Source organism: Goekera deserti (assembly GCF_010685995.1).
Classification (GTDB): Bacteria; Actinomycetota; Actinomycetes; order Mycobacteriales; family Geodermatophilaceae; genus Goekera; species Goekera deserti.
The window spans coordinates 1-25,252 of record NZ_JAAGWK010000005.1; the positions used below are offsets into that span (position 1 = coordinate 1).

Annotated in this window: 22 protein-coding genes; 7 read left to right on the forward strand and 15 right to left on the reverse strand. The window is 74.8% G+C overall.

Annotated elements, in window-relative coordinates:
* Positions 1–106 precede the first annotated feature (106 nt).
* Complete coding sequence (locus G1H19_RS01465; protein WP_162393232.1) at positions 107–1,522, reverse strand: hemolysin family protein; 1,416 nt, start codon at positions 1,520–1,522, stop codon at positions 107–109.
* 768 nt (positions 1,523–2,290) lie between these two features.
* On the opposite strand from G1H19_RS01465, the gene G1H19_RS22835 reads away from it, so the two are divergent.
* Complete coding sequence (locus tag G1H19_RS22835; protein WP_235928198.1) at positions 2,291–2,683, forward strand: CAP domain-containing protein; 393 nt, start codon at positions 2,291–2,293, stop codon at positions 2,681–2,683.
* A 70-nt stretch (positions 2,684–2,753) separates the two neighbouring features.
* On the opposite strand, the gene G1H19_RS01475 is transcribed toward G1H19_RS22835, so the two are convergent.
* The 5 genes from G1H19_RS01475 to G1H19_RS01495 all read right to left on the reverse strand — a co-directional run bounded on the left by G1H19_RS01475 (position 2,754) and on the right by G1H19_RS01495 (position 7,343).
* Positions 2,754–3,599, reverse strand: a complete 846-nt coding sequence (locus G1H19_RS01475; protein ID WP_152731702.1) for an endonuclease domain-containing protein — start codon at positions 3,597–3,599, stop codon at positions 2,754–2,756.
* 230 nt (positions 3,600–3,829) lie between these two features.
* Positions 3,830–5,044: an NADP-dependent isocitrate dehydrogenase gene (locus tag G1H19_RS01480; RefSeq protein WP_162393231.1), complete on the reverse strand. Its 1,215-nt coding sequence runs from the start codon at positions 5,042–5,044 to the stop codon at positions 3,830–3,832.
* Between the two features lie 79 nt (positions 5,045–5,123).
* Positions 5,124–6,077, reverse strand: coding sequence for a malate dehydrogenase (gene mdh, locus G1H19_RS01485; RefSeq protein WP_152731701.1), 954 nt, complete (start codon positions 6,075–6,077; stop codon positions 5,124–5,126).
* 46 nt (positions 6,078–6,123) lie between these two features.
* A complete protein-coding gene (locus G1H19_RS01490; RefSeq protein WP_152731700.1) occupies positions 6,124–6,450 on the reverse strand; it encodes a DUF3017 domain-containing protein in 327 nt (108 codons plus the stop codon).
* Entirely contained in the window at positions 6,447–7,343 is an 897-nt protein-coding gene (locus G1H19_RS01495) for a bifunctional methylenetetrahydrofolate dehydrogenase/methenyltetrahydrofolate cyclohydrolase (RefSeq protein WP_162393230.1), read from the reverse strand. The genes G1H19_RS01490 and G1H19_RS01495 overlap by 4 nt, the downstream gene beginning before the upstream one ends.
* A 140-nt stretch (positions 7,344–7,483) precedes the next feature.
* Here G1H19_RS01495 and G1H19_RS22440 point away from each other — a divergent pair, with 140 nt between their 5' ends.
* Positions 7,484–8,341 (forward strand): hypothetical protein, encoded by an 858-nt coding sequence (locus G1H19_RS22440; RefSeq protein ID WP_193616547.1) that lies wholly within the window; start codon positions 7,484–7,486, stop codon positions 8,339–8,341.
* 123 nt (positions 8,342–8,464) lie between these two features.
* On the opposite strand, the gene purH is transcribed toward G1H19_RS22440, so the two are convergent.
* The 7 genes from purH to G1H19_RS01535 all read right to left on the reverse strand — a co-directional run bounded on the left by purH (position 8,465) and on the right by G1H19_RS01535 (position 16,870).
* Complete coding sequence (purH, locus tag G1H19_RS01505; RefSeq protein WP_152731699.1) at positions 8,465–10,015, reverse strand: bifunctional phosphoribosylaminoimidazolecarboxamide formyltransferase/IMP cyclohydrolase; 1,551 nt, start codon at positions 10,013–10,015, stop codon at positions 8,465–8,467.
* A gap of 16 nt (positions 10,016–10,031) precedes the next feature.
* Positions 10,032–10,646 carry a phosphoribosylglycinamide formyltransferase gene (purN, locus tag G1H19_RS01510; protein ID WP_235928197.1) on the reverse strand — a complete coding sequence of 205 codons (615 nt, stop codon included), beginning with the start codon at positions 10,644–10,646 and terminating at the stop codon, positions 10,032–10,034.
* Positions 10,647–10,690: 44 nt separating this feature from the next.
* Positions 10,691–11,887, reverse strand: coding sequence for a cell division protein PerM (locus G1H19_RS01515; RefSeq protein WP_152731697.1), 1,197 nt, complete (start codon positions 11,885–11,887; stop codon positions 10,691–10,693).
* Between the two features lie 140 nt (positions 11,888–12,027).
* Complete coding sequence (locus G1H19_RS01520) at positions 12,028–13,473, reverse strand: hypothetical protein (protein ID WP_152731696.1); 1,446 nt, start codon at positions 13,471–13,473, stop codon at positions 12,028–12,030.
* A 213-nt stretch (positions 13,474–13,686) separates the two neighbouring features.
* Positions 13,687–14,565, reverse strand: coding sequence for a succinate--CoA ligase subunit alpha (gene sucD, locus G1H19_RS01525; protein ID WP_152731695.1), 879 nt, complete (start codon positions 14,563–14,565; stop codon positions 13,687–13,689).
* 90 nt (positions 14,566–14,655) lie between these two features.
* A complete protein-coding gene (sucC, locus tag G1H19_RS01530; RefSeq protein WP_328726586.1) occupies positions 14,656–15,969 on the reverse strand; it encodes an ADP-forming succinate--CoA ligase subunit beta in 1,314 nt (437 codons plus the stop codon).
* Positions 15,923–16,870 carry a hypothetical protein gene (locus G1H19_RS01535; protein WP_193616546.1) on the reverse strand — a complete coding sequence of 316 codons (948 nt, stop codon included), beginning with the start codon at positions 16,868–16,870 and terminating at the stop codon, positions 15,923–15,925. The genes sucC and G1H19_RS01535 overlap by 47 nt, the downstream gene beginning before the upstream one ends.
* 394 nt (positions 16,871–17,264) lie before the next feature.
* On the opposite strand from G1H19_RS01535, the gene G1H19_RS01540 reads away from it, so the two are divergent.
* Together G1H19_RS01540 and G1H19_RS01545 are read left to right on the forward strand one after the other, a co-directional pair.
* Positions 17,265–18,203 carry an alpha/beta fold hydrolase gene (locus G1H19_RS01540; protein WP_235928196.1) on the forward strand — a complete coding sequence of 313 codons (939 nt, stop codon included), beginning with the start codon at positions 17,265–17,267 and terminating at the stop codon, positions 18,201–18,203.
* A 319-nt stretch (positions 18,204–18,522) separates the two neighbouring features.
* A complete protein-coding gene (locus G1H19_RS01545; RefSeq protein WP_235928195.1) occupies positions 18,523–19,335 on the forward strand; it encodes a M23 family metallopeptidase in 813 nt (270 codons plus the stop codon).
* Positions 19,336–19,338: 3 nt separating this feature from the next.
* Here the strand turns inward: G1H19_RS01545 and pcrA are convergent, their stop codons facing one another.
* Positions 19,339–21,630 carry a DNA helicase PcrA gene (gene pcrA / locus G1H19_RS01550; protein WP_152731694.1) on the reverse strand — a complete coding sequence of 764 codons (2,292 nt, stop codon included), beginning with the start codon at positions 21,628–21,630 and terminating at the stop codon, positions 19,339–19,341.
* 275 nt (positions 21,631–21,905) lie between these two features.
* On the opposite strand from pcrA, the gene G1H19_RS01555 reads away from it, so the two are divergent.
* The 3 genes from G1H19_RS01555 (at position 21,906) to G1H19_RS01565 (ending at position 24,422) form a co-directional block, all read left to right on the forward strand.
* Entirely contained in the window at positions 21,906–22,175 is a 270-nt protein-coding gene (locus G1H19_RS01555; protein ID WP_152731693.1) for a chorismate mutase, read from the forward strand.
* Between the two features lie 27 nt (positions 22,176–22,202).
* Positions 22,203–22,943: a PIG-L deacetylase family protein gene (locus tag G1H19_RS01560; protein WP_162393228.1), complete on the forward strand. Its 741-nt coding sequence runs from the start codon at positions 22,203–22,205 to the stop codon at positions 22,941–22,943.
* A gap of 102 nt (positions 22,944–23,045) precedes the next feature.
* Positions 23,046–24,422 (forward strand): acetamidase/formamidase family protein, encoded by a 1,377-nt coding sequence (locus tag G1H19_RS01565; RefSeq protein ID WP_152731692.1) that lies wholly within the window; start codon positions 23,046–23,048, stop codon positions 24,420–24,422.
* A gap of 83 nt (positions 24,423–24,505) precedes the next feature.
* Here G1H19_RS01565 and G1H19_RS01570 read toward each other — a convergent pair whose 3' ends face one another.
* Complete coding sequence (locus G1H19_RS01570; protein WP_152731691.1) at positions 24,506–25,183, reverse strand: alpha/beta hydrolase; 678 nt, start codon at positions 25,181–25,183, stop codon at positions 24,506–24,508.
* Between the last annotated feature and the right edge of the window lie 69 nt (positions 25,184–25,252).

A 25,252-nucleotide genomic window follows, 5' to 3' on the forward strand; every position in this document is an offset into this window, starting at 1 on the left:
ACCCGGTCCCGAGCCCCCCCCCCGCCCCCGTCCATGGTCCTTCCGCGGGAACGGCCGGCGTCCCGGACAGCCGGGCTGGCCCTTTCCGCGGAAAGGGCCGGTCGGGTCAGACCGCGGTGCTGCCGGTGCGGGAGGCGGCGGTGCCGCGGGCGGAGAGCGGTTCGAGGTCGCCGGTCGGGTCGGCGCGGCGACCCCGCTCGTCGCCGTCCCGGCCCTCCTCGCCCGGTTCCTCGTCGTCGGCGCCCGGGTCGGGGGCGACGGTGATCCGGGCGATGCGCCGGCCGTCCAGCTCGGCCACGGTGAGCTCGCGGCCGGAGGCGACCACCGTGTCGCCGACGACCGGCAGCCGCCCCAGCTCGGCCAGCACGTAACCCGCCACCGTCTCGTACGGGCCCTCGGGCAGCTGCAGGCCGGTGGTCTCGGCGAAGTCGTCCAGGTTGAGCAGGCCGTCGACCTCGTGCGGGCCGCCGGCGGGCTCGTCGTCCTCGGCGACGTCCTCGTCGTACTCGTCGTAGATCTCCCCGATGACCTCCTCGATGAGGTCCTCCAGGGTGACGATGCCGTCGGTGCCGCCGTACTCGTCGACGACGATCGCCAGGTGGTGGCTCTCCCGGCGCATCTCCGACAGCGCGGTGAGCACGCCGGCGGTACCGGGCAGCTGCTTGACCTCACGGGCCAGGTCGCCGACCGTGGCCGCGCGGCCGGCCGGGTGCCTGGGCAGGACCAGGTCGCGCACGTGCACGAAGCCGACGACGTCGTCCTGGCTACGGCCCACCACGGGGTAGCGGGAGTGCGGGGAGTCGGCGATCTGCTTGCCCGCCCGGCTGGCCGTCATCGACGCGTCGAGGAACTGGACCTCGGTGCGCGGTGTCATCACCTCACGCACCTCGCGGTCACCGGCGCGGAACACCTCGTCGATCAGCCGGCGCTCGTCGCTGGACAGCGACTCGTGCGCGGCGACCAGGTCGCGCAGCTCCTCCTGGCTGATCGACTCCCCGCTCTGCGTGGGGTCGCCGCCGAGCAGGCGCACCAGCAGGTCCGTGGAGCGGGAGAGCACCCAGATGATCGGCCGGGACAGCACGGCGATCCGGTTGAGCGGCCCGGCGACCAGCAGCGAGAAGCCCTCCGCCCGCTGCAGCGCCAGCCGCTTGGGCGTGAGCTCCCCGACGACGAGGCTCAGGTAGCTGATGGCGATGGTGACCAGCACGAAGGCCAGCGGGTCGGCCAGGCCCGGGCCCATGCCCATCCCGGTGAACCAGTCGGCCAGCGGTGTCGACAGCGTGCTGGCGCCGAAGGCGGCGGAGAAGAAGCCGGCCAGGGTGACGCCGACCTGCACGGCGGCCAGGAACCGGTTGGGGTCGCTGAGCAGCTTGCCCAGCGCGCGCCCCCGGCGGCCGGTGCCCTCCAGGGCGCGCACCTGGGACTCGCGCAGCGACACCAGGGCGATCTCGGCGCCGGAGAAGAAGCCGCCGATCAGCACGAACACGACGACCAGGACGACGTTGAGCCAGATCTCGCTCACCAGCGGTGGTGCTCCCTCGGGGGGCGAGGCGGGACGATGAGCACCCACCGTAGTCGCGACCGGGCCGGCCGCCCGCCGCGAGGCCCGGGCCGGGGACCGGGCAGCCCGGGCACCGCGCGGCGGCCTCCTGACGCTCCGTGCTCGTCTACGCTCAGCGGGTCACACACTCTGAGCCGAGGAGCTCGCGTGCCCGATCGGACGACGACGGCGCCGCGCACCCACCGCTGGTCCATCGCCCTGGTGGCCGTGGCCGTCGCGCTGGTCCCGCCGGCGGTCGGTGCGATCGGCGCGCCCGCGGCGGTGGCCGGGCAGGTCGACGCCCCGGTGGCCGGGGCGGACGCCCGGGCGGTCGGCACCGACGCGTCGGCGCCCGATGCCCTGTCGGCGCCCGGTGACCCGTCGCCGGCTCCTGCACCGGGAGCACCAGCGCCGGGTGCAGGAGCGGCGAGTGCTCCCGCGCCGGGCACCCCGGCGCCCGGGGCCCCTGTCCCCGAGGGGGCGCCCCCCGGCGTGCCGGCTCCAGGAGGCTCCGCTCCGGGCGGCTCAGCTGCGGGCGGCTCAGCTGCGGGTGGCACGGCCCCGGGCAGGACGACTCCGGCACCCGGGGCACCGCCCCCGGCTCCGCTGGGCGCCGGCGCGCCGGCGCCCGCGGCGCTCCCCTCCCCCGCGCGTCCGGCGGCCACCACGGGCCCACGGGGCACGCCTGCCGGGCCGGCCGGGTCCGCGCCGCCGGCCGCAGCGGCGCCCACGCCCGCCCCGGCGCCACCGGTGGCCACCGGGTCGGCCGACGCCGCCGAGGCCGACGTGCTGGCGCTGGTGAACGAGGCGCGCGCCGCCGCCGGCTGCGCACCCGTCACCCAGGACGGCGCCCTGGCGGACCTGGCCCGCGCGCACAGCGCGGACATGCGCGACCGCGGGTTCTTCAGCCACACGGACCCCAACGGACAGGACCCGTGGGCCCGGGCCCGGGCGGCCGGTGTGTCCACGGCGCGCGCGGAGAACATCGCCCGCGGCCAGTCCGACGCTGCCGCGGTGATGGCCGGCTGGATGGCCAGCCCCGGCCACCGGTCCAACATCCTGAACTGCTCGCTGCGCACCCTCGGGGTGGGCGTGGCCCGCGGCCCCGGCGGCCCCTGGTGGACGCAGGTCCTCGGCAGCTGACCGCCGACCATGATCACCCCGGGTCCAGCGGGGTGTCCGGCCGCCGGACAGCCCGCTGCACCCGGGGTGATCATGACGCCAGCGCGGAGTGGACCCGCACCAGCATCCCGGCGGGGCGGTGCAGGTCGGCAGCGGTGACGAAGACGACCCGCCATCCGGCAGCGAGCAGCGCGTTGAGTCGCCGGCGGTCGGCGACGAACTGCTGCGGGTCCCGGTGCCAGAGGCCGTCGTACTCCACGGCGAGGCGGTGTTCGGGCCAGGCGAAGTCCACCCTGGCGACGAACACCCCGCGGTGCAGGACCACGTGCTGAGCCACCGAGGACAGCCCGGCCCGCTGCAGCACGAGCCGCAGCCGGGTCTCCTGCGGCGACTGGGCCAGCCCGTCGGCCCACCCGACGACCTCGCGTGCCTGCCGGCTCCCCCGGCACCTCGGCAGCGCAGCGACGGCACGGCGCACGTCTCCCAGGTCCACCATGCCGGCGTGCACCAGGCGATCGAGGAGCACCACGACCTCGTCGGGATCCGGAGCCCCGGAGCGCGCGAGGTCCACCGCCGTCCGGACACGGTCCGTCCACCGCAGCCACGGGCCCTGCCGGACGACGTCGCCCGAGAGGTCGGCCGCGCGCACGCGCACACCCGGCGCCGGGCTCCACCGGGTCCCGGGCGGCAGGAGGACCTCGACCGGGTCGTCCGGGCCGACGAGTCCGCGCACGCCCCAGAGGTCTGCGGCGGTGCGACCCCCGAAGGCTGCGCCCGGCGGCATCACCAGCGCGGTGCCGCGGGCGTACAGCCGGTGGGTGCGCTCCTGGTCGACGTGCGCGTAGACGTCGTGCCGCACCCGCCGCCAGGCACTGCTGCGCAACTGGTCGGGGGTCAGCAGGCCGGCGCCCACCGCCCAGGTGCCCCGGAACACCATCCCCCGCAGGGTCGGCGGCACGCCAGGGGCAGGAGGCACCACGAGAGCATCGACGTCCGGCGCCCACCGCCGCTTCCGTCGTCCACAGGCTTGATCACCACGGGTCCAGCGGGCGGTCGGGTCGCCGGACAGCCCGCTCAGCCCGAGGTGATCACCGTCCACCCCCGGGACGCACGACGGCCCCGCACCCGGGAGGGGGTGCGGGGCCGTCGGGGGGAGGGCGGGGTGGGTCAGGCCATGGCCTTCTGCAGGTTGGCGTCGATCGCGGCGAGGAAGTCCTGGGTGCTGAGCCAGGGGGCGTCCTTGCTGATCAGCAGGGCGAGGTCCTTGGTCATCTGGCCGCTCTCGACGGTCTCGATGCACACGCGCTCGAGGGTCTCGGCGAAGGCGGTGACCTCCGGCTGGCCGTCCAGCTTGCCGCGGTGCGCGAGCCCCCGCGTCCAGGCGAAGATCGACGCGATCGGGTTGGTCGACGTCTCCTTGCCCTGCTGGTGCTGGCGGTAGTGCCGGGTGACGGTACCGTGCGCGGCCTCCGCCTCGACGGTCTTGCCGTCCGGGGTGGCCAGCACCGACGTCATTAGGCCCAGCGAGCCGAAGCCCTGCGCCACGGTGTCGCTCTGCACGTCGCCGTCGTAGTTCTTGCACGCCCAGACGTAGCCGCCCTCCCACTTGAGGGACGCCGCGACCATGTCGTCGATGAGGCGGTGCTCGTAGGTGATCCCGGCGGCGTCGAACTTCTCCTTGAACTCCGCCTGGAACACCTCCTCGAAGATGTCCTTGAACCGGCCGTCGTAGGCCTTGAGGATGGTGTTCTTCGTGGAGAGGTACACCGGGTAGTTGCGGTTCAGGCCGTAGTTCAGCGAGGCCCGGGCGAAGTCGCGGATCGAGTCGTCGAGGTTGTACATCGACAGCGAGACGCCGGCACCGGGGGCCTGGAAGACCTCGCGCTCGATCGGCTCGGAGCCGTCCTCGGGGGTGAAGACGACCTTCAGCGTGCCCGCGGAGGGGAAGGTGAAGTCGGTGGCGCGGTACTGGTCGCCGTAGGCGTGGCGGCCGATGATGATCGGCTTGGTCCAGCCCGGCACCAGGCGCGGCACGTTGCTCATGATGATCGGCTCGCGGAAGATCACGCCGCCGAGGATGTTGCGGATCGTCCCGTTCGGGGAGCGCCACATCTTCTTCAGGCCGAACTCCTCGACGCGCGCCTCGTCGGGGGTGATGGTGGCGCACTTGACGCCCACGCCGTGCTTCTTGATCGCGTTGGCGGAGTCGATGGTGACCTGGTCGTCGGTGGCGTCCCGGTGCTCCATGCCCAGGTCGTAGTACTCCAGGTCCACGTCCAGGTACGGCAGGATCAGCTGGTCCTTGATGAACTGCCAGATGATCCGGGTCATCTCGTCGCCGTCGAGCTCGACGACGGTGCCCTTCACCTTGATCTTGTCCACGTGGGGTGGTCCCTCTCTGTAGCGGCCGGGACGCGGACTGCGCCCCGAGGAGGCCCGGCGGTCGCGCCGGGCGGGTGGGCTAGAGGTCGGCGACGTCGGCCTGCTTGGCGCGGACGGCCTCGGCCGCCTCGCGCAGCCCGGCCAGCTCGCTGTCGGACAGGTCGCCCTCGACGACGCGGGTGATGCCGCCGCGGCCGATCTCGGCCTCGACGCCGAGGTACACCCCGCTGATGCCGTACTGCCCGTCGACCCAGGCGCAGACCGGCATGACGGCCCCTGCGTCCTCGATGACGGCGCGGGCCATCCGGGCGGCGGCCGCGGACGGCGCGTAGTAGGCGGACCCCGTCTTGAGCAGCGCCACGACCTCGGCGCCGCCGTTGCGGGTGCGGGTGACCAGGTGCTCGATCCGGTCGGCGGCCAGCACGTCGGCCAGCGGCTTGCCGTCGACGGTGCAGCGGCTGGGCACCGGCACCATGGTGTCGCCGTGGCTGCCGAGGGTCAGCGTGCGCACCGAGCCCACCGGGACGCCGAGCTCCTCGGCCACGTTGTTGGTGAAGCGGGCCGTGTCCAGCATGCCGGCCTGCCCCATCACGCGCTCCTTCGGGAAACCGGTGGCCAGCTGGGCCAGCGCGGTCATCTCGTCCAGCGGGTTGGACACCACGATGACCACGGCGTCGGGTGAGGTGCGGGCGACGTTCTCGGCGACCTGGCGGACGATCTTCGCGTTGGTCTCGATCAGGTCCATCCGGCTCATGCCCGGCTTGCGCGGCAGGCCGGCGGTGATCACGACGACGTCGGATCCCTCGGTGCCCTCGTAGGACCCGCCGCCGACGCCGACGACCTGGGTCTCGAAGCCCTCGATCGGGCGGGACTGGTTCATGTCGAGGGCGATGCCCTCCGGCTTGCCCTCCACGATGTCGGTGAGCACGACGGTCTCGAAGACGTCGTACTCAGCGAGGCGCAGAGCAGTGGTGGAGCCGTAGAAACCGGCGCCGACGACGGTGACCTTGCCCGTGCGGGGCTTCGCTGCCATGGTCACGAACCTATCGCCCACGGCGCTGCAGCACACCTGGCAGGGGTCAGCCCGCGGGGATGACGACGGCGAACACCGTCAGCAGCACCCCGACCGACAGGCACAGCACGACGTCGACGAGCCGGCTCCGAACGGCGAGGAACCCGGCCCGGCGCACCGGCAGCAGCAACCGCAGCACACCCGCCGCGGCGACCCCCAGGCCTATCGTGATCAGCCCACGGCGCCAGAAGTCGGCGGCCACCAGCAGCAGCCCCACCCCGACCGTCAGCAGGACGACGCCCAGCGGCCACTGCCGGATGAGACCGGCGAGCACGGGCCGGCGCGTGTACAGCGGCGGCCGGGTGGCCCCGGTGCCGCCGGCCCGTGGGGTCATGCGGTCAGCGCTCCGGGGGCGGGCGCCTGCCCGGCGGTGCGGCGCGCCAGCGCCTGCTCCGCGGCGACGACCACGTTGGACAGCAGCATCGCCCGGGTCATCGGGCCCACCCCGCCGGGGTTGGGGGCCACGTGCCCGGCGACCGAGGCGACGTCGGCGGCGACGTCCCCGGCGATCTTCCCGTCCACCCGGCTGACCCCGACGTCGAGCACCGCCGCCCCGGGCTTCACCATCGCGGCGGTGACCAGGCCGGGCACCCCGGCCGCGGCGACGACGACGTCGGCGGTGCGCAGGTGGGCCGCCAGGTCACGGGTGCCGGTGTGGCAGAGGGTGACCGTGGCGTTCTCGCTGCGCCGGGTGAGCAGCAGGCCGAGCGGCCGGCCGACGGTGATGCCGCGGCCCACGACGACCACCTCGGCGCCGGCGATCGGCACGTCGAAGCGGCGCAGCAGCTCGACGATGCCCTGCGGCGTGCACGGCAGCGGCGCCGGCACCCCGAGCACCAGCCGGCCCAGGTTGACCGGGTGCAGACCGTCGGCGTCCTTGGCCGGGTCCATCAGCTCCAGCACGGCGTTCTCGTCCAGCCCGCGCGGCAGGGGCAGCTGCACGATGTACCCGGTGCACGCCGGGTCGGCGTTGAGCTCCTCGACCACCGCGACGACGTCGGCCTGGCTCGCCGTCGCCGGCAGCTCGCGCTGGATGCTGGCGATGCCGACCTGGGCGCAGTCGGAGTGCTTGGCGCCCACGTACCAGCGGCTGCCCGGGTCGTCCCCGACCAGCAGCGTGCCCAGCCCGGGACGGTGCCCGGCGGCGGCCAGGGCCTCGACGCGGGCGGTCAGCTCGGTGCGGATGGTCGCTGCGGTCGCCTTGCCGTCCAGGATGGTCGCGGTCACCCCGCCAGTCTGCCCGAGGACGCCGGCCGGAGGTCCCGCCCCCGCGCGCCGCGTCCGCGGGCTGCCGACCCGGGGCGGTCACTAGGCTCCTGCGCCAGAGCGGCGGCGACCCGCCGCCCGACCCAGAGCGGAGAGGCCCGATGAGCGGACCAGCACACCGAGCCGACGGCACCGGACCGGTCGACGGCCACGAGCCGCCCGCCAGCGGCGGGCCGGCCCACGGCAGCTCGGCGGCCGGGACCTCGGACACCGGCCGTCCCGCCGAGCCGGCGACGGAGCCGTCGCCCGGCGGGCCGGCGGTGCAGGGCGCCACCCGGGACGACCAGCTGGGCGGCGCCGACCACCAGGCATGGCAGCGCCCGGACGGGGGTCGACCGGAGCCGACCCAGGACGACGCTGCCCGGTACCAGCCGGCGCCGCAGGCCCCGCCCCAGCAGGCGCCCCACCCGGGGGGCACCGGCGTGCAGCCGGCGGTCGGCCCGCAGTCGCAGGCCGCGCCTGCGGGGGCGGCCACCGCGCCGCAGTACCGCAGCAACCCGGTGGCGTTCCGGCGTCCCGACGTGCTGGCCGGCCTGCTGCTGCTGCTGGCCGGGGTGGCGGCCGGCGTCAGCCTGGTGCTGGACTGGCTGCCCGACGGCCGCACCGGCACCGACCTGGTGCGCACCGGCGTCGACCAGGTCCGGACGTCGTTCTCCGACGTGGTCGACTCCGGCTTCTGGCAGCCGCTGCTGGTGGTGCTGGGCGGTGGCGCGCTGGCCCTGCTGGGCCTGCTGATGTTCCTGCCGGCCCGCAGGCACCGGCTGCTCGGGCTGCTGGCGCTGCTCGTGGCCGGCGGGGTGGTCGCCGCGGTGCTGGTGCCGCTGGTCCAGGAGCGGTTCCGGATGGACACCTTCGACCTCGGCTTCTACGTCGCCATCGCCGTCGCCGTCCTGGGCCTGCTCGGCGCCCTCAAGGCCCTGCTCACCGGCCCCAAGTACGCCACCGCCGGCCCCACCTGACCCCCGCTCTTCCACCCAGCCCCGCCGGGCTGTCCCGCGCGGGATCATGGAGCTGCGTGAGCGACACGCCGCCCCGCACCTCACGCAGCTCCATGATCGCCGGGCACGACCGTCGGCGGGTGGCTAGTGGGCGAAGTGGCGGGTGCCGGTGAGGTACATGGTCACGCCGGCGGCGGCCGCCGCGGCGACGACCTCCTCGTCGCGCACCGACCCGCCGGGCTGGGCCACCGCGCGGACGCCGGCGTCCAGCAGCACCTGCAGGCCGTCGGCGAACGGGAAGAACGCGTCCGAGGCGGCGACCGACCCGGCCGCGCGGTCCCCGGCGCGGGCGACGGCGAGCCGGGCGGCGTCCACCCGGTTGACCTGGCCCATCCCGACGCCGACCGTGGCCTTGTCGTGGGCGAGCAGGATCGCGTTGCTGCGCACCGCGCGCACGCTGCGCCAGGCGAACACCAGGTCGTCCAGGGACGCCGCGTCCAGCGGCTCGCCGGTGGCGAGGGTCCAGTTGGCGGCGTCGTCGCCGTCGCCGCCGATCCGGTCGGTGCTCTGCAGCAGCAGGCCGCCGCTGATCGACCGCATCTCCAGCGGGGACGCCGGGGCGTCGGGCAGCCGCAGGAGCCGGATGTTCTTCTTCCGGGTGAGCACCTCGACGGCGTCCTCGGTGAACGACGGCGCCACCACCACCTCGGTGAACACCTCGGCGATCTGCTCGGCGGTGGTCAGGTCGACCTCGCCGTTGACCGCGATCACGCCGCCGAAGGCCGACACCGGGTCGCAGGCGTGTGCCTTGCGGTGCGCCTGGGCGATGTCCGAGCCGACGGCGATGCCGCACGGGTTGGCGTGCTTGATGATCGCCACGCAGGGGTCGGTGTGGTCGTGCGCGGCGCGCCAGGCGGCGTCGGTGTCGACGTAGTTGTTGTACGACATCGGCTTGCCGTGCAGCTGCTCGGCGTGGGCCAGGCCCGGCTGCGGGCTGCGGTAGAGCGCGGCCCGCTGGTGCGGGTTCTCCCCGTAGCGCAGCACGTCGGTCCGCTCCCAGCTGCCGCCGACCCACGTCGGGAAGCCGGTCTCGTCGTCCGGGGCCAGCACCGAGCCCATCCAGGAGGCGACGGCGGTGTCGTAGGCGGCCGTGTGCCGGAACGCGGCGACCGCCAGCCGGCGCCGCTCGTCGAGGGTGAAGCCGCCGGCCTGCACGGCGGCGAGCACGTCGCCGTAGCGGGCCGGGTCGACGACGACGGCGACCGACGGGTGGTTCTTCGCGGCCGCGCGCACCATGGCCGGCCCGCCGATGTCGATCTGCTCGACGCACTCGTCCGGCGACGCCCCGGAGGCCACCGTCTCGCTGAACGGGTACAGGTTGACCACCACGAGGTCGATGGCCGCGATCTCCAGGTCGGCCAGCTGCTGCACGTGGTCGGGCTTGCGGCGGTCGGCCAGGATGCCGGCGTGCACCGCGGGGTGCAGGGTCTTCACCCGGCCGTCCAGGCACTCCGGGAAGCCGGTGACCGACTCCACCGGCGTCACCGGCACCCCGGCGGCGGCGATCCGGGCGGCGGTGGCGCCGGTGCTGACCAGCTCCACGCCGGCGGCCACCAGCCCGCGGGCGAGCTCCTCGACGCCGGTCTTGTCGTAGACGCCGAGGAGGGCGCGGCGGATCGGCGTGCGGTCGGTCATCGGGTGGTCTCCCTGCTCAACGTGCGCCGTCATGGTCGGCGGTGACGAAGGACGCCACCGTCTCGGTCAGGAGCCTGCGCTCCACGGTCTTGATCCGCTCGTGCAAGCGGGCCTCGTCGTCGCCGGGCAGCACCGGGACGGCGCGCTGGGCCAGCACCTGCCCGGTGTCCACGCCGGCGTCGACCAGGTGCACGGTCGCACCCGTCTCCGGCACGCCGGCGGCCAGGGCGTCGCGCACGGCGTGCGCGCCCGGGAAGGCGGGCAGCAGCGCGGGGTGGGTGTTCAGCAGCCGCCCGCCGTACGCGGCGAGCACCGCGGGGCCCAGCAGCTTCATGAACCCGGCACAGACGACGACGTCGGGGGCGTGCGCCCGCAGCTCGCCGGCCAGGGCGCGGTCCCAGGCGGCCCGGTCGGGGTGGTCGGCCACGCGCAGGACGAACGTGGGCAGCCCGCGCGAGCGGGCGAGTGCGAGCCCGGGGGCGGCCGGCCGGTCGGCGCCGACGGCGACCACCTCGGCCGGGTAGTCCGCGGCGTCGGTGGCCTCGAGCAGGGCCGCGCACAGCGAGCCGGTGCCGGACAGCAGCACCACCACCCGGGCCCGCGCCGGTGCGGGGGCGGCAGGGGCGGGCACGTCCGCCAACCCTAGTGGCCCCGCGGCACCGCGGTGTCCCCCGCTCAGCCCGGGGACCGCCAGCGGGTCACGAGCCCGGCGAGTGCGGCGGCGATGCCGGCCTGGGCGCCGGTGGCGAGGCCCGTGGCGAACGCCGGAGCGCCGACCTCGGTGAGCCCGCCGTCCCCGAGCTGGGCGCCGGCCACCCACACCAGCACGCCGACGGCGACCCCGACGCCGAGCCCGGCGGCCACGCCCCACAGCCCGGCCAGCAGGCTGCCGCCGTCCTCGGCGCGCATGTGCCGGCCGAGGGTGACCCCGGCGACCAGGCCGGCGATCGCGGGCACGGCCTGGGACACGAAGGCGATGAACGGCACGGCCTGGGTGTCGGGCAGGGCGGCGAACAGCGGCAGCGCCGGCACCGTCCCGAGGGTCACCCCGCCGACCGACACGAGCGTGGCCTCACCCACGACGAAGCCGGGCCCCGCCGCCAGGCCGGCGACGGCGAGGGCCGCGTTGGGCACCAGCAGCACGCACAGCGCGAGCAACCCGAGGACGCCGGCGCCGGCGCCACCCAGGCTGCGGAGCAGGGCGGCGAAGCCGTCGGCGTCGCTGGCCAGGGCGACGGCCAGCACCAGCGCGCAGAGCGCGCACAGCGCGCAGGTCCCGGCGACCACGGCCCGGGCGAGGGCCCGGGCCGGCCACCGGGCGGCGTCCAGCGCGCCGTCGAGCAGGCCGGTCTCCCGCGCCACCCCGAGGCCCGCGGCCGCCAGCGACAGCACCAGCGCCCCGGCCACCACGCGCAGCAGCCCCACCCGGGCACCCGGGGCGTCCGCGGCCAGCGCGAGCAGCGTCATCAGCCCGGTGTGCGTGGACACCAGGGCGCCGAGCAGCACCGCCGGGCCGACCGGCCCGGTCACGTCGGCGTGCCGGACCACCCAGCGGCCGGCGCGGGACAGCGCCCACACCAGGCCGGTGGTCAGCAGCAGCGGCGCGACCACCAGCGGGCCGGACGGCAGTGTGAGCCCGGCGCCGCCGGCGAGCAGCCAGAGCTGGGCCGCCACACGCGCCGACCCCCCGGAGGAGAGGCCACCGTCGGGGTCCAGGGTGTTGACGACGACGAGCCCGAGCCACAGGCCGAGCAGCGCCGTCGCGGTGACGGCGACCGCCGCGGCAGCGGCCAGCCCGCCGACGGCCACCACGGGCAGGGGTGCGTCGTCGCGGCGTCCGGGGCGCGGGAGTCGCGCCAGCAGCGAGGTCACCCCACCACTCTCGCAAGTGCGCGCGGCAGATGGGCGGCGCACGCGCGGATCGTCCGGTCACAGCCGGTGAGACGCGGCGAGGTCCGCCGAGCCGTGCGGCTCGACGGACCTCGCCGGTGGTGCGCAGCCCGCAGCGGGCGTCAGGAGCGACCTGGCTCCGCTCCCCCACCGAGGGCGGTGCTGCCGTGCGGACCGTCCTGCGCCGGGACCGGACCGGCCGGCGCCGGGCCGGGCTGTCCGGGCACCGGCGGGCGGGCGGCCTGCACGGTCGCGGCCTCGGGCAGCCCGGGGCCGCCCGCGGTCGGGTCGCCCTGCTGGCCGCGGCCGTGCCCGTCACTGCCGGGCCGGCTGTCGGCGTCGTGCCCGCCGGCCGGCTGCGCCGCCCCGCGGTCCCCGTCGGCCGGCGGCTGTGCCGGTCCCTGCTGTCCCGGTCCCTGCTGTCCCGGTCCCGACTGGCCGTTCCAGGGGCCGGCGGGCGGACCCTGCCAGGGTGCGGGGGCGCCGTGGTTGCCGAAGCGCGGGCCACCCTGGTTCGCCCACTGGGCGGCACCGGCCAGCCCACCGGTGAGCGGCCTGCCCGCGCGCATCTCCGGGAGCAGCCGGAGCAGCGCGAAGGCCAGCGACGCGAGCGACACCAGCAGCGTCAGCAGCCCGAAGACGCTGAACGAGTCGATGTCGGTGAGGAACGTGACGAACTCGATCAGGGTCAGCAGCACGGCCAGCCCGGTGAGCCCGACCGTGACCAGGCTGCGCGGGAACGGCACCCGCAGGTCGGTCACGGCCGGCAGCAGGGCCCACACCGCGGCGGCCAGCAGCAGCACGAAGGCGAAGCTGATCAGCCCGAAGTCGAAGCCCTGCACCGAGTAGCCCGGGATGGTGCCGGCCACGCCGAACCCGTAGTCGTAGGTCTGGGGGTCCTCGCTGAACCAGGGCAGCAGCGCGAACACCAGGTAGAGCAGGGCGCTGGCGCCGATGACGTAGTCGGCGATCGTCAGCCGCCGGACGTCGACGGCCACACCCTGACCCGGCCCGCTCCCGGGCGGCAGCCCACCCGTGGCACCCGGCGGCGGACCGTAGGCCGGCGGCGGGCCGTAGCCGGCCGGGGGCCCGTACTGCGACGGACCCGAGCCGGGCGGCGGGCCGTAGCCGGGTGGCGGGCCGTAGCCGGGAGGTGGGCCGTAGCCGGGCGGACCCGACTGGGAGTACCCGGGCGGCGTCGCCTGCGGCGTGTACGCCTGCTGCCCGTACTGGTCCTGCCCGTACGACTGGCCCTGGGGCTGCCCGTACTGCTGGCCCTGCGACTGCGCGTACTGCGGCTGCCCGTAGCCGGACGGCGCCACCGGGGGCTGCCCGGGACCGGACGCCGGGGCCTGCTGCCCGTACGACGGCGGGGCCTGCGGCGCGTACCCGGACGGCCCGTACACGGCCGGTGCGGCCTGCGGCGCGTAGCCGGGCGGCGGCGTCGCCTGCGGCGGCTGCCACCCGGCCTGCGACGGCTGACCGGCGGCCTCCGGGGAGGCGCCGGGCCCGGACGCCGGCGGCGGACCCGGGGAGTCCGGGGTCCGGTCGGGCTCACTCGTGGTCATCGCGCAGCCGTCTCCTCGATCGTGAGCAGTCTCCTGCGTCCAGGATGTCCGAGCGCCCGGGCTCCGTCGAGGCAGCCACGCTGGCCCTCACCCCGCCGGAGGGGTGCCGCGGTGCCCGCTCCCCGAGGCGCAGCCCGGCACCGGACGCGCCGCTGCCCGGCACCCCGTGGGGGTGCCGGGCAGCCGGTCAGCCCGCTGGAGCGGGGGTCCCGCTCAGCCGTTGACGAGCTCCCGCATGAGGCGCGCGGCCTCCGACGGGGTCTTGCCGACGCGTACGCCGGCGGCCTCGAGGGCCTCCTGCTTGGCGGCGGCGGTGCCGGCCGAGCCGGAGACGATGGCGCCGGCGTGGCCCATGGTCTTGCCCTCGGGGGCGGTGAAGCCGGCGACGTAGCCGACGACGGGCTTGCTGACGTTGGCCTTGATGTAGTCGGCGGCGCGCTCCTCGGCGTCACCACCGATCTCACCGATCATCACGATGGCCTCGGTCTCCGGGTCGTCCTGGAACGCCTGCAGGCAGTCGATGTGCGTGGTGCCGATGACCGGGTCGCCGCCGATGCCGACGGCGGTGGAGAAGCCGATGTCCCGCAGCTCGTACATCATCTGGTAGGTCAGCGTGCCGGACTTGCTGACCAGCCCGATCTTCCCGGCCTGGGTGATGTTCGCCGGGATGATGCCGGCGTTGGAGCGCCCGGGGCTGATCAGGCCCGGGCAGTTGGGCCCGATGATCCGCGTGCTCGCGCCCTGGGCGTGCGCCCACACGTAGGTGGAGTCGTGCACCGGGATGCCCTCGGTGATGACGACGGCCAGCCCGATGGCGGCGTCGACGGCCTCGAGCACGGCGCCCTTGGCGAACTTCGGCGGCACGAAGATGACGGTGACGTCGGCCCCGGTCTCCTTCATGGCCTCGGCCACGCTGCCGAAGACCGGGACGGTGGCGCCGTCGAAGTCGACCGTCTGGCCGCCCTTGCCCGGGGTCACGCCACCGACGATCGCGGTGCCGGAGGCCAGCATCCGCTGGGTGTGCTTGCGGCCCTCGGAGCCGGTCATGCCCTGGACGATGACCTTGCTGTTCTCGTTGAGGAAGATCGACATCTCGGATTCCTGTTCAGAAGATGATGGAGCGGCCCCCTTCCAGGGGCCCGCCGCGAGCTTGCGAGTGGTGGGGAGGAAGGGGGTCCTTCCTCAGGCGGAGGCGAGCTCGGCGGCGCGGCGGGCTGCGCCGTCCATGGTGTCGACGACGGTGACCAGCGGGTGGGCGGCCTCGGCGAGGATGCGCCGGCCCTCGTCGACGTTGTTGCCGTCCAGGCGGACGACCAGCGGCTTGGTGGCGTCGTCGCCGAGCATGGCGAGCGCCGACACGATGCCGTCGGCGACGGCGTCGCAGGCGGTGATCCCGCCGAAGACGTTGACGAACACGCTCTTCACGGCCGGGTCGCCGAGGATGATGCCCAGACCGTCGGCCATCACCTGCGCCGAGGCGCCGCCACCGATGTCCAGGAAGTTGGCCGGCCGGACGCCGCCGAACTCCTCACCGGCGTACGCGACGACGTCCAGGGTGCTCATGACCAGCCCGGCGCCGTTGCCGATGATGCCGACCTCGCCCTCGAGCTTGACGTAGTTGAGGCCCTTGGCCTTGGCGGCGGCCTCGAGCGGGTCCGCGGACGCCGCGTCCTCCAGCGCCTCGTGCTCGGGGTGCCGGAAGCCGGCGTTCTCGTCCAGGGTGACCTTGCCGTCGAGGGCGAGCACCTTGCCGGACGGGTCCTTGGCCAGCGGGTTCACCTCCACCAGGGTGGCGTCCTCCTTCGCGAAGACGTCCCACAGCTGGACCGCGATGGCGATCACCTGGTCGCGCACGTCGGCGGGGAAGTTCGCGGCGTCGACGATCTCGGCGGCCTTGGCGGCGTCCACGCCGACGGTGGCGTCGATCGGGATGCGGGCCAGCGCCTCGGGCTTGCTGACCGCGATCTCCTCGATCTCCATGCCGCCCTCGACCGAGGCCATGGCCAGGAAGGTGCGGTTGGACCGGTCGAGCAGGTAGGAGAAGTAGTACTCGGCGGCGATGTCGCTGGCCTGGGCCACGAGCACGCGGTGGGTGATGTGGCCCTTGATGTCGAGGCCCAGGATGTCCTGCGCGCGCGCCTTCGCGTCCTCGACGGTCTCGGCGAGCTTCACGCCACCGGCCTTGCCACGGCCGCCGGTCTTCACCTGCGCCTTGACGACGACGGTGCCGCCGATCTCGCGGGCGATCGCCTCCGCCTGCTCCGGCGTCTCGGCCACCCCACCGGGGAGCACGGGGACGTCGTGGGCGGCGAACATGTCTCGGGCCTGGTACTCGAAGAGATCCACGATGGAGGACCGTAACGCCCTCGTGACCCCGCCGTCTCCCACCGGTCCCGCTCCGTGGGGGGCATCACAGGGCCACAGCGGGCTCAGCTGCGGGTTCGGGCCCTCAGCGGGTGTCCGGTGCCGGTGCCCCCGACACGGCGGCCGGGCCACGGTCGGGGCGCGGGACCGGCCGGTGCCGCCAGGCCGCCACGGCCAGCAGCACGTCGAGCAGACCGAGCACCAGCAGCCCCGCTCCGGGCACGGTCCAGACCACGTCGTCGGACGTCGCGGCGTCCCGGAGCCCGGTGAGCCCCTGGGCCAGCACGACCAGGCCGACGGCGGCCAGCCCACCGACGGCGGCCAGCCGCGGGCGCAGCGAGGGCGCGATCACCGAGCACAGCAGCAGCGCGCCGGCGAGCAGGAGCCCACCCAGCAGCGCCAGGCCGGGCCGCTCCAGCAGGGCCTGGGAGCCCTCGCGCGTCACCACGGTCACCAGGCCGGTGTCCGGGTCGGTGACCAGCTCGTCGGGCACGTCCACCGGCGGCAGCGTCAGGCACAGCACCGTCAGTGCGCCCAGCGCGGCCGCGGTGCCGGCCAGCGCGGGGCGGGCGGGGTCCAGCGAGCCGCCGTCCTCCATGACGGTGCGGCCCCACGCGGCCGCGGCCAGCAGCCCGGCCAGCACGGTGAGCGCGAGGGCGGCGACGCCGAGCACCCAGCCCGCCTGCGCCTGCACGGTGGAGGTGGTGACCAGCTGCCCAGAGATCACCTCGCTGCCCGGGCGGGCGGTCGACGCCCGGCCCTCGTACAGCTCGATGCACAGCCGACCGACGGCCAGCGTGCCGGCCACGGCGCCGTAGGCGAGCCCCAGCTTGGGCACCCGCCCGGCCAGCAGGATCAGCCCGGCCGCCACGGAGGCGAGGGGCAGCAGGACCACGACGAGGACGTCGGCCGGGCCGGACACCAGCCGTACCTCCTCGCCGCCGACGACGAGGTAGGCCAGGAACGGGGCGACCAGGCCGACCAGCCCGGCCAGCACCTGCACCAGACCGGATGCCCGGGCGAGCAGCGGCACGTCGCCGACGACGAGCCGGTCACCGGCGGGCCCGCCGCTGCCGGCGCCGGGTCCCGCCGGTGCGCCCGCCCGTGGCGAGCGCCGGGCCCGGGCCTCCGGGGACGGGGCGGCTGCGGACGCGGACGAGGTGCGGGCGGAGCTGCGGCCGGAGGTCCGGGTGGACGTCGGACGGCCCCGTTCGGGACTTCCATCACGGGACGGCACGGCGTTCCTCTCGTCGTCGGGCCACAACTGCTGAGTGATCAGCCGGACACGGAGCGTGTCGAGGGCAGGATGTGTGACTGTTCACACAGTGGGCATTACCGTGCTGACGACGGAGAACACCCCAGGGTGTCCCGCCGACCACACCGACGACGGGCGCCAGGCCCACCGACCAGGAGCGGGGAGGACGGACGTGACGCGCACACCCCGCACGCTGGCGGGATCAGGGTGGCACGCCGGTGCGCCCGCGACGGTCACCGACTCCGGCGAGCCGGAGGACGTCGGCACGTCCCGGAGCATCGCGCGCACGGTGCGCCAGTACTGCTCCCCGGCCGGCATCGCCGGTGGCCTCACCGAGCTCGCCTGGGTCGGCGCGCACGCCCTGCTGTACCCGCTCGGCACCCGCGCGGACGCGCTGCGGCCCGACGCGCGCATCCGCCCGGGCGAGCAGTCCGCCGCCGTGCGCGCCCTGTTCGCCGACGACCCGCTGGCCGCCCGGATCCCGGTCGTGATGGTGCACGGCTTCGTGGACAACCACTCGGTGTTCACCCTGATGCGCCGCAGCCTGCGCCGCCGCGGGTTCACCTCGGTCTGCTCCTGGAACTACAGCCCGCTCCTGCAGGACGTCCGGGCCGCCGCCGAGGAGCTCGGCCGGCACCTGGAGGACGTCTGCGCGGCCACCGGCCACGACCGGGTGCACGTGGTCGGCCACAGCCTGGGTGGGCTGATCGCCCGCTACCACGTGCAGTGCCAGGGCGGCTCGGACCGGGTCGCCTCCCTGGTCACCCTGGGGACGCCGCATTCCGGCACCGTGTGGGCGCACCTGCTCCCCGCACCCCTGGTGCGCCAGCTGCGGCCGGGCTCGGAGCTGCTCGCCGAGCTCGAGCAGCCCAGCGCGGCATGCACCACTGAGATCACCGCCGTCTACAGCGACCTGGACCAGGTCGTCGTCCCGGCCCGCTCCGGGCGGTGCGACCACGCAGACCTGCAGGCCCGCAACGTGCTGGTGCGCGGCGTCGGGCACATGTCCCTGCCGGTGCACCGCACCGTCGTCGACGAGGTCGCCGCCACCCTGGCCGGACGCCGCCCGGTCTCCCGCACCCAGCCGACGGAGACCATCGCCGTCGCGTAGGCCCCGCGCGGGCGCCGTGGACCCGTCCCGCGAGGCTGCCTGTCGCACCGCTCTCCGCGGCAGACTCCGTCGTCCCGCACCAGCGCTGCGACATCAGGACGGACTCTGGCCCACCTCCCCGAGTGTCGCTGGGGTCAGCGGGACGTGAGGGGCTTGACGGGAGGCGCGACACGTGGTCCGCGGTGATTGATCCGCCCCTGACGCTTGGTTACCGTTCGATCACGGCCCGCCGCTGAGGTGGGCCGTCGACCACGAGATGTGACCGTCGCCCGGACCGAGCACCGTCTCGCCCTCCGGAGCCAAACGCCTGGGAGGTGCCGTGTCCCTGCTCCTCGACCTGCCGGGCGGTCCACGGTCCGACCCGGACGAGGCCGGGACGACCGGCGACGGGGTCCTCGCCGCCGCGCAGCGCCGGCTGCTCGCCACCCGGCATCCCGGCAGCACCGCGGTCACCCCCGTACAGCGCCGCCGCCGGCGGGCCGTCCCGACGCGGCACCGCGCACCGGCCCTGCTGCTCGCCCTCGTCATGGGCGCGCTGGTCGCGGCCGTCAACGGCGGCGTCACCACCACGCCCGCACCGGTGGCCGAGGCCATCTCGGCCGAGGAGTACGGCCTGGGCAGCGAGACCGACACCGGGTTCGCCGGCGGCATCGACGACATGTCCGACCGCAAGGAGCTCAGCCTGGTCGAGGCCCAGGCACGGCTCGCCGAGGTGGCCGTCTCCCGCGCCGCGCGCGCACCGAAGTTCTTCTCCCCGACCGCCGGCCGGATGAGCACCTGCTTCTGCACCCGCTGGGGCCAGATGCACTGGGGCATCGACCTCGCCGCGCCGCTGGGCACGCCCATCTACGCCGCCGCGGACGGCGTCGTGCTGCGCGCCGGCCCCGCCACCGGCTACGGCAACGCCATCTACATCCTGGACGCAGACGGCAACGTCGAGATCTACGGGCACATGCGGCACTACTCGGTCAGCGAGGGCGACGTCGTGTCCGCCGGCGACCAGATCGCCAAGGTGGGCAGCGAGGGCCAGTCCACCGGCCCACACCTGCACTTCGAGATCCACGTGGGTGGCGTCAGCGGCAAGCCCACCGACCCCGAGGCCTGGCTGGCCGAGCGCGGCGTCGTGGTGTGACCCCTACAGCTTGACCAGGGGGGCATAGCGCAGCACGAGGCGCTTGGTGCCGCCGGACCCGAAGTCGACCGTGGCCTGCGCCTTGTCGGCCACGCCGGTGACCTCGACCACGGTGCCCAGCCCGAACGCGTCGTGGCTGACCCGGTCGCCGACCTCGACCGAGATGACCGCCCGGTTGCCGGTGCCGCCCCGCAGGCCACCCGACGACAGCCCCGTCGCGGCCACCCGCTGCTGCGCCGAGCCCCGCATCGCGCTGGGCTTAGAGTCGATGCCCGTCCAGTGCACGGCGTCCTCGGGCAGCTCGTCCAGGAACCGGGACGGCGGGTTGTAGGCCGGCTGCCCCCAGCTGGTGCGCACCGTGGCCCGGGACAGGAACAGCCGCTTCTCCGCCCGGGTGATGCCGACGTAGGCCAGCCGGCGCTCCTCCTCCAGCTCCCGCGGGTCGCCCAGGGCGCGCAGGTGCGGGAAGACGCCGTCCTCCAGGGCGGTGAGGAACACGACCGGGAACTCCAGGCCCTTGGCGGTGTGCAGCGTCATCATCGTGACCACGCCCGCGTCGTCGCCGGTGACCGGGATCTGGTCGGCGTCGGCCACCAGTGACACCTGCTCCAGGAACTGGGTGACCGTGCCGCCGGGGTTGGCGGCCTCGAACTCCGCGGCCACCGAGATCAGCTCGTTGAGGTTGTCGACCCGGCCCTCGTCCTGCGGGTCGGTGCTCGACTCCAGCTCGGCCAGGTAGCCGGTGCGGTCCAGGATGCTCTCCAGCAGCGCGGCCGGCCCGGAGCCGGTCGCGACCAGGTGCTCGAACTCCTCCAGCAGCGACACGAACTCCGTGATCGCCTTCAGCGAGCGGGTGGCCAGCTCCCCGATCTCCGATGCCCGCCGCAGTGCCGTGCCGAAGGCGACCCGCTCCCGGTCGGCGAACCGCTCGACCACCGCCTCGGCCCGCTCGCCGATGCCGCGCTTCGGCGTGTTGAGCACCCGGCGCAGGCTCACCACGTCGGCCGGGTTGGCCACGACCTTGAGGTAGGCCACGGCGTCCCGCACCTCCTTGCGCTCGTAGAAGCGCACCCCGCCGACGACCTTGTAGGGCATGCCGACGCGGATGAACACCTCCTCGAACACGCGGGAGGCGTTGTTGGTGCGGTAGAAGACCGCGATGTCCTTCGGCTGCGCGGCACCCTCGTCGACCAGCGCGTCGATCTGCTCGGCGACCCAGGCGGCCTCGTCGTGCTCGTTCTCCGCGACGTAGCCCTCGATCAGCTCGCCGTCCCCGGCGTCGGACCACAGGTTCTTCGGCCGGCGCGCGGTGTTCCGGGCGATGACCTGGTTCGCCGCGCGCAGGATGCGCTGCGTCGAGCGGTAGTTCTGCTCCAGGACGATCGTGGTCGCCTCGGGGTAGTCGCGCTCGAACTCGTCGATGTTGCGGATGGTGGCGCCGCGGAAGGCGTAGATCGACTGGTCGGCGTCACCGACGACGCAGAGCTCCGCCGGCGGCACCGGGCCGCCGGCGGTGCCAACAAGCTCGCGGACCAGCACGTACTGGGCGTGGTTGGTGTCCTGGTACTCGTCGACCAGCACGTGCCGGAAGCGGCGCCGGTAGTGCTCGGCGACGTCCGGGAAGGCCTGCAGCAGGTGGACCGTGGTCATGATCAGGTCGTCGAAGTCCATCGAGTGGGCCTCGCGCAGCCGCCGCTGGTAGAGCTTGTAGACCTCGGCCAGCACCTTCTCCGGCGGCGTGACCGGGACGAAGCTCTCCTCGTCGATCAGCTCGTTCTTCAGGTTGGACACCTGGGTGGCCAGGCTGCGGCCCGGGTACCGCTTGCTGTCCAGCTCCAGGTCGCGGGCCACCATCGTCATCAGCCGGACCGAGTCGCCCTGGTCGTAGATGGTGAACGACGTCTTCATGCCGAGCTTGGCGGCCTCCGCGCGCAGGATGCGCACGCACATCGAGTGGAAGGTCGACACCCACATCGCCCGCGCGCGCGGGCCGACCAGGGTGGCCACCCGCTCCTTCATCTCCCCGGCGGCCTTGTTGGTGAAGGTGATCGCCAGGATCTCGCCGGGCTGGGTGTGCCGGGCACCCAGCAGGTAGGCGATCCGGTGGGTGAGCACCCGGGTCTTGCCCGAGCCCGCGCCGGCCACGATGAGCAGCGGACCGCCCTCGTGCACGACCGCGTCGCGCTGCGGGCCGTTGAGGCCGGCGAGCATCCGGTCCAGCTCACGACCGACCGATCCGGTGGTCTGGCGGGCCAGTGTGGCGGTACCGGGGAGGGCGTGCTGCGGGCTGCTCATGACCGGTCCCACTCTAGGCGGGGGGTCCGACGTCCCGGCTGCCTCGTGCCGGTGCACCGGGCCGCCCGGGCGCGTCCCCCGTGACGCGCCGCCGGGTGCTGTGACAGACTCCGCGGCGTGCGCAGCCACCGCAGCTTTCCCTACGGTCACCGGGTCCCGGTGTCCGTAGCCGCTGGCTGAGCAGCAGCCACCGCACCAGACGCCCCGGGCCGGACGAGCCCGGGGCTTTCTCGTGTCCGGGGTCCGACGGCCTCCCCGCACCAGGAGGAACCGCCATGAGCTCGACCACCCCCGCCACCGACCCGGCCCGGCGCATCGGCGACCTGCGCCAGGAGATCGACGACTGCGACGCCGAGCTGATCCGGCTGGTGCAGCGCCGGCTGGCCATCTCGCACGAGATCGGCGCGCTGCGCACCGCCTCCGGCGGCACCCGCCTGTCGCTGGCCCGGGAGCAGCAGGTGCTGGCCCGCTTCAGCGAGGCGCTGGGCCCGGACGGCGCGTCGCTGGGCATGATGCTGCTCCGCGGCGGCCGCGGCGCCCTGTGAGGGAGGACCCCCGAATAGGCTCGGTCGGTGACCGCACCCGCTGACCGCCGTCCCGTCGAGCACGTGGAGCGCGCGCTGTGCGTGCTCGCCCACCCCGACGACGTCGACTTCGGCAGCGCGGGCACCGTGGCCACCTGGACGGCGGCCGGCACCGAGGTCGTCTACTGCATCGTCACCGACGGCGACGCCGGGGGCTTCGACGAGACCCCGCGCGCGGAGATGCCGCGGCTGCGCCAGGCCGAGCAGCGGGCGGCCGCCGCGGCGGTCGGCGTGAGCGACGTGCGCTTCCTGGGGTACCCCGACGGCCGGCTGGAGCTGACCCTGGACCTGCGGCGCGACATCAGCCGGGTCATCCGGCAGGTGCGGCCGCAGCGGGTGCTCACCTCCTCGCCGGAGCGGATGTACGACCGGATCGGGGCCAGCCACCCCGACCACATGACCGTCGGCGAGTCGACGCTGCGCGCGGTCTACCCCGACGCCCGCAACCCGTTCGCGCACCCCGAGCTGCTGGACCAGGAGGGCCTGGACGCCTGGACCGTGGACGAGGTGTGGCTGGGCGCCAGCCCGCGGGCCGACCACGCCGTCGACGTCACCGACGTGGTGGAGCGGAAGTTCGCCGCGCTGATGAGCCACGTGACCCAGGTCAGCCACCAGCCCGACGGTCAGCTGCGCGAGTTCGTCACCGGCTGGATGCGGCAGACCGCGCGCACCCACGGCCTGCCCGACGACCGCCTGGCCGAGGCGTTCCACGTCGTGTTCACCAGCTGACCCGTCACGCGCCTGCAACACCGGCTCGCTCGCGGTCATCCCGCTGCAACACCGGCCCCGTACAACCGGCTGCGACATCGCACCCGAGGACCGGAGCCCGTGATGACCCTGAGTCCGCAGCACCCGCGGGTCGACCCTGCCACCGCCGCCGACCTCGTCGAGCGGGGGCTCGGCCGGCGCGCCTTCGTGCAGGCGGCCCTGGCCACCGGGGCGGTGCTCGCTGCCGGGGTCGCGGCGGCCGCTCCCGCCGGCGCAACGCCGTCGGCCCGCCCGCGGCTGCCGCGGGAGGTGCTGCAGCCGGGCACCGGCCCGATCGACGGCGACGTCTACCTGCCCTCACGCACCGACGAGGTGCTGTGGGGCTACCTGCCCCGCACCACGGACGCACCGGTGGCCCGGGTCCGCTCGGGCCGGACGATCACCGTGGACACGGTCAGCCACGAGGGCCTGCTGGAGGACCAGGGCCGCGACCCCGCCGCCTGGTTCGCCGGCAAGGGCGTCCCACGCGACCAGGTGCTGGACGACGCCGTGGCGATCGCCGCCGGGTACGCCCGGCACCCCCGCGACTTCGACGCCGACGGCCCGCACGTCGTCACCGGCCCGGTGTACGTGGAGGAGGCCCGCCCGGGCGACGTGCTGAAGATCGAGCCGCTGTCGGCGCTGCCGCGGGTGCCCTACGGGGTCATCTCCAGCCGGCACGGCAAGGGCGCGCTGTCGGTGTCCTTCGCGACGGCGGCCGGTGGGATCAGCGCCGCCGAGGTCATGCCCACCACTCCCGACGGCCGGGCGACGAAGGACCCGCTGCAGTACGGCAACGTGTCGGTGTTCACCCCGGTGCGCTCGGGCCGGGGCGGTGTCCCGGACGCGTACCTGCCGGTGGGCACCACGGGTGAGGTGAGCTGGCCGATCACGCCGTTCGCCGGGCTGATGTCGGTGGCCACCGTCGGGGACGCCGCGACGCTGAACGACCCGCTGGTCAACTCGATCCCGCCCACCGTCGGCGGTGGCAACATCGACGTCCGGCTGCTGGCCGTCGGCTCGGCGTTCTACCTGCCGGTGGTGGCCCCGGGCGCGCTGTTCTCGGTGGGCGACCCGCACATGTCCATGGGCAACGGCGAGGTGGCGCTCACCGCGCTGGAGGGCTCGCTGCGCCTGACCTTCCGGCTCACCGTGTGCCGGCCGGGCTCCGGGGACGCCCCGTCGGTGGCCTTCCGGTACCCGTTCGGCGAGACCGCGGACGCGTGGGTGCCGATCGGGTTGTCCGACCCGGACGGCGCGCGGGGCGGCCAGGTGAGCGACCTGGACGTGGCGTCCCGGCGGGCGGTGGTCAACGCGCTGGACTTCCTCCAGGCCGACCTGGGCATGGACCGCGCCGTGGCCTACGCCTACCTCTCGGCCGCGGTCGACTTCGAGGTCTCCCAGGTCGTCGACCGCACCGTCGGCGTGCACGGCGTGATCCCGAAGAGCCACTTCGGCTGACCCGGACTGTCACGCCGAGCGGAGCTCGTCCGACTCCGACGTCGGAGCTGACCTGGAGCGGGTCGGGCAGCGGGTGGCCGGCACTACCCGCCGCTATCGAACGGTTGCTCCTGTCCTGCGCGCACCGCCGACCATGTCCCGCCTGTTCGGGCGACGAGGGCGCCGAGCCAGGCGGCAACGACGGCCGCGTCGCCGACCGTCAGCGGGTGCCCCGCGGGGAGCGCGACCAGCATCGGTGCTGCGCCCGCAGTGAGCAGTTGCTCGTACAGCGTTCGCGCGTCCTGGGGCTTGCGCCGCTCATCGTGGGTGGCGGCGACCAGGAGCACCGGGCAGGCCGACATCGCAGGCAGCGGGGCGTTCGGCGCCGGGGTGAGGGGGCGCAGCAGGACCGCACCGGCCGCCGCCGTCGCGTCTCGCGCCAGCGCCGCCGCAGCAACGATGGCCCCGTTGGAGTATCCGAGCAGTATCGGGGGCCGGTGACCCACCTCCCGAAGACGGCTCAGCAGCTCCTGGAGAGCCGCAGCCCCTTCGGCGAGGTCGGCGAGGTCGAGCGTGCGGTCGGGATTGCGACGGAAGAAGGCGAAGCCGCTCTCCCAGGGGATGCGGCCTCGAACCGGGACCAGTGGGTGCCCCGGGCAGGCACGAGCGGCAAAGGTGAGCAAGCTCCGCTCGTCCTGCCCGCTGCCGTGGAGCAGGACGACCGGTGGCAGGGCCGCGCGGACCTCTTCCGGCGGCCAGTGGAGCAAGCTCTGCGGGACCATGGTGCGGAAGAACGTAGCCCGCGAGGACCCTTTGATCAGGGCTCAGTCCAGTCGTGACGAGCGGGGGCG

Excerpts from the sequence above, each read along its gene's own strand:
- G1H19_RS22440 (WP_193616547.1), top strand. The coding sequence starts at position 7,484 with ATGAGCGGACCAGCACACCGAGCCGACGGCACCGGACCGGTCGACGGC.
- G1H19_RS01570 (WP_152731691.1), bottom strand. The coding sequence starts at position 25,183 with ATGGTCCCGCAGAGCTTGCTCCACTGGCCGCCGGAAGAGGTCCGCGCG.
- G1H19_RS01555 (WP_152731693.1), top strand. The coding sequence starts at position 21,906 with ATGAGCTCGACCACCCCCGCCACCGACCCGGCCCGGCGCATCGGCGAC.
- sucD (WP_152731695.1), bottom strand. The coding sequence starts at position 14,565 with ATGTCGATCTTCCTCAACGAGAACAGCAAGGTCATCGTCCAGGGCATG.
- mdh (WP_152731701.1), bottom strand. The coding sequence starts at position 6,077 with ATGGCAGCGAAGCCCCGCACGGGCAAGGTCACCGTCGTCGGCGCCGGT.
- G1H19_RS01475 (WP_152731702.1), bottom strand. The coding sequence starts at position 3,599 with ATGGTGTTCCGGGGCACCTGGGCGGTGGGCGCCGGCCTGCTGACCCCC.
- G1H19_RS01565 (WP_152731692.1), top strand. The coding sequence starts at position 23,046 with ATGACCCTGAGTCCGCAGCACCCGCGGGTCGACCCTGCCACCGCCGCC.
- G1H19_RS01520 (WP_152731696.1), bottom strand. The coding sequence starts at position 13,473 with ATGACCACGAGTGAGCCCGACCGGACCCCGGACTCCCCGGGTCCGCCG.
- pcrA (WP_152731694.1), bottom strand. The coding sequence starts at position 21,630 with ATGAGCAGCCCGCAGCACGCCCTCCCCGGTACCGCCACACTGGCCCGC.
- purH (WP_152731699.1), bottom strand. The coding sequence starts at position 10,015 with ATGACCGACCGCACGCCGATCCGCCGCGCCCTCCTCGGCGTCTACGAC.
- G1H19_RS01490 (WP_152731700.1), bottom strand. The coding sequence starts at position 6,450 with ATGACCCCACGGGCCGGCGGCACCGGGGCCACCCGGCCGCCGCTGTAC.